This is a genomic window from Hyphomicrobiales bacterium (assembly GCA_030688605.1).
In the GTDB taxonomy this organism is placed as follows: Bacteria; Pseudomonadota; Alphaproteobacteria; order Rhizobiales; family NORP267; genus JAUYJB01.
This window is the reverse complement of sequence record JAUYJB010000058.1, coordinates 1-2860: the sequence shown is the minus strand read 5'-3', so window position 1 is coordinate 2860 and position 2860 is coordinate 1. Positions and strand designations below refer to the sequence as shown.

Below are 2860 nucleotides of genomic sequence, written 5' to 3'. Positions count from 1 at the left end.
CGTTGTGAGATAACCTGCCGTCCCGGTCGGCTTCTTACGGAAAATTTAGCGTTGACAAATTGAACTAGCCGGCAGATATTTCAACCGATGCGAAAAAGTTCTCTGACCCCAATTTTCCATTGGGGTTATGGCGGCATCTCGGTCCTTCCAAGCGGTAATCTCACCATACTCTCGGCACTCGCCTCGATCCTTCTAAACAGGGGGGATGCAGGTCGCGATCGCTATATTGCAATTCTCGAAGATCACTTCTCACGTGAGCGCAATCCGAACATTTGGAAGGCGCTCCTCTTGAGGCTCAGCAACGCTGGCGGCTCGACACCGCAAGTAGTGTCGAACTTCATCCGTAAATTGTTTGATCGCTTCCCTGAAATCCTCGCTACCGGAGAAGGGGTCATCTTTCTTGCCTACGCGCAGCGCTGGGATGAGCAGCTTGTGTTCGAGCTCATCAGCGATTGGCGCAAGTCGGACCGAACGTTTCTGCAACAGGCGTACGGCGAACTTGTTGGCTTGGTCGCTACAGTGAAGGCGAATGATAACTGGGTATGGGCTCGGGACGAGATCATCGCGTCCGGCACTGACGAGATAAAGATCGGCTTGGCGCATGCCGCTGTGAATCTGTGGTCGGATGAGAAGCTACGGCCGATTGCCTTTGAGACGCTGCTGGCTTTGCTACAAGGGGCGAACAAGGACCTGGTCGCTGTGGTGATGGACGTCTTCAGGGTTACCGACGAATTCGCACCCGACGCGCTAACGGCCGAATTGTTACGCGCGTTGGCAGACCCCAGCACGGATACGTCGGCCGCGCCATCTGATTTCGTGGTGGAGCGTCTTCAGGCGCTACTCCCGCACGAGAAGGAGCTTGTTGCTACCATTGCGGAGAAGCTCGTAGCTGCTTGGCGTCGCGAACTTGGCGACATGCGAACAGGAATCGCCACTGCTGCACCGCAACTAACGGATCTTGCACTTACGCTTCATCGGCTTGGGGGAACGTCACGTCAGTCTGGCGTCGCCCTCTTCGAGGCGATGATCGAAATCGACGCGTATGGTGCGCGAGAGACTCTAGCTGAAATCGATGGGCGTTTCGGCCCGCACCAGGCGACAGCACGGCAGCGGCTTGCGCGCCGACGCAGGCTTCGGGGGTCCAAGTCGAGGAGCAGCCTAGTTCCTTTGTCCGGTCATACAAGACTCCTCGCATCTGAATTTGCAAACTGGAGCCAGCGCTTCCCGTTCGACGAGAGTTTTCACGCCTTACCTTTTGTGTGGATACTTTAAGCGAAGAGCGGTGCTGCCAGATTGGCGGATGTCGTCAACGTGTACGGCTGGTCGGAAGCGGACAAGGGTCTGACCGTGCTCTATAAATCCGCTTTGCGCGCCGGCGCGTTGGTCCGCTTCTGGCCGAAAGTGAACATTCGGGTGATCGAAGTGGCGCCGCATAACAAGGCCATTCAGGCGGACGCGTAAACGCGCCGCTGATGGCCGGGGTTAATCCCAAGCCATTTCCTGCGCCGCGTTCTGGCCGGCGATTTTGCCGGCGACGAAGCATTCCGTGATGTTGCCCGCTTCCAGATATAGATGACCGTAGATCGAGCTGATCTCGCCGGCGAGTCTCTTGTGAGCGCTTGGACATAGAATCAAGCGGCGACACAGGTACGCAGCCCGACCGACGCCCTCTGAATTGGCCCCACCGTTATGTCAGGTATATTGGTGCTATACTGATCAGCTATATTGGATATACGAGTGAAAAGGAATTCATTGACAAGTTATTGATTGAAGGATTAAATTCCCCAGTGGTGATTTTTGGAAGTCCAATATACGCAATCAGCTCACCCAATGGTTCGGCACGGCAAGGTTGACATCCTCAAGGGCAGGTTCTAAGGAGGCGACATGCGATCAAAGAGCGGTTCCGTAACGAATGTTTATTTGAAAGAAACGAGCCCTGCACGACCGCGGGGTCGCCGCAGCAAACGGAGCACCCGGGGAGTCGCGGCTGTTGAGCGACCAGCAAAGGCCGGCAATGAGTCAGCGGAGGACCTGAGAATCCTCAACCGAATTGCGCGCAGGCTGAATCGGGAGGCGCGTGACGTCCTCAGCTTTCAGGTGCCCGTTTGAAGCGCGGCGACCTTTATCGAGTTCGCCACCCTTCCAGCCGAGATCCGAAGCGTGCTCGAGTTTTCGTCGTCGTCAGCCGCCAGGTCGTGATAGAGTCCAAGTTCTCGACCGTCATCTGTGCTCCCGTGTATTCGCGTTACGATGCCTTGTCTACGCAGGTACCGGTGGGGACCGAAGAAGGTTTGAAGCATGAGAGCGCAATCCACTGTGACGAACTCGTGAGTCTACCCAAATCTGTGCTGACCGACTATGTGGCCGACCTGAGGCTTGCGAAAATCAGAGAGCTGGCTCGGGCACTTCGAATAGCGCTTTCGGTTGAGGACTGAGACGTGCCGAACCATTGGCTTGAGACCGACGCGGCGGACCGCGCCTCTCACCCAAGACGTTAATCCCAAGCCATTTCATGCGCCGCGTTGGTTCCGGCAATTTTCCCGGCGACGAAGCACTCCGTGATATTGCCCGCCTCTAAATACAGATGCCCGTAGATGGAGCTGATCTCGCCGGCGACGTAGAGGCGCGGGATCGGTTTTTTCATCGGGTCGAGGACGCGCTGTTTCACGTCGTGCTCCGGGCCGCCCTGGGTGTTATTCACGATGGGCCAGGCTTCGACGACGTAGAAGGGCGGCGCGGCGATGGGCATCATGGTTTTGGGCGGCCGTTTGTGATCGGTATCCCGCCCCTCGTTGCACAGTGAGTTCCAGTGCTCGACGGATGCCTTCAGCACTTTCGGATTTACGTCAATCTGCCCAGC

Annotated in this window: 3 protein-coding genes; 2 read left to right on the top strand and 1 reads right to left on the bottom strand. The window is 56.7% G+C overall.

Annotation, left to right across the window (positions count from 1 at the left end):
• Positions 1–87: 87 nt before the first annotated feature.
• A complete protein-coding gene (locus tag Q8P46_06650; GenBank protein ID MDP2619842.1) occupies positions 88–1272 on the top strand; it encodes a hypothetical protein in 1185 nt (394 codons plus the stop codon).
• A 21-nt stretch (positions 1273–1293) separates the two neighbouring features.
• Positions 1294–1461: a hypothetical protein gene (locus Q8P46_06645; GenBank protein ID MDP2619841.1), complete on the top strand. Its 168-nt coding sequence runs from the start codon at positions 1294–1296 to the stop codon at positions 1459–1461.
• Positions 1462–2494: 1033 nt separating this feature from the next.
• Here Q8P46_06645 and Q8P46_06640 read toward each other — a convergent pair.
• On the bottom strand, positions 2495–2860 hold a 366-nt coding region (locus tag Q8P46_06640; GenBank protein MDP2619840.1), incomplete at its 5' end, for an FAD-binding protein.

Coding starts and splice junctions, on each gene's coding strand:
- Q8P46_06650 (MDP2619842.1), top strand. CDS start 88: ATGCGAAAAAGTTCTCTGACCCCAATTTTCCATTGGGGTTATGGCGGC.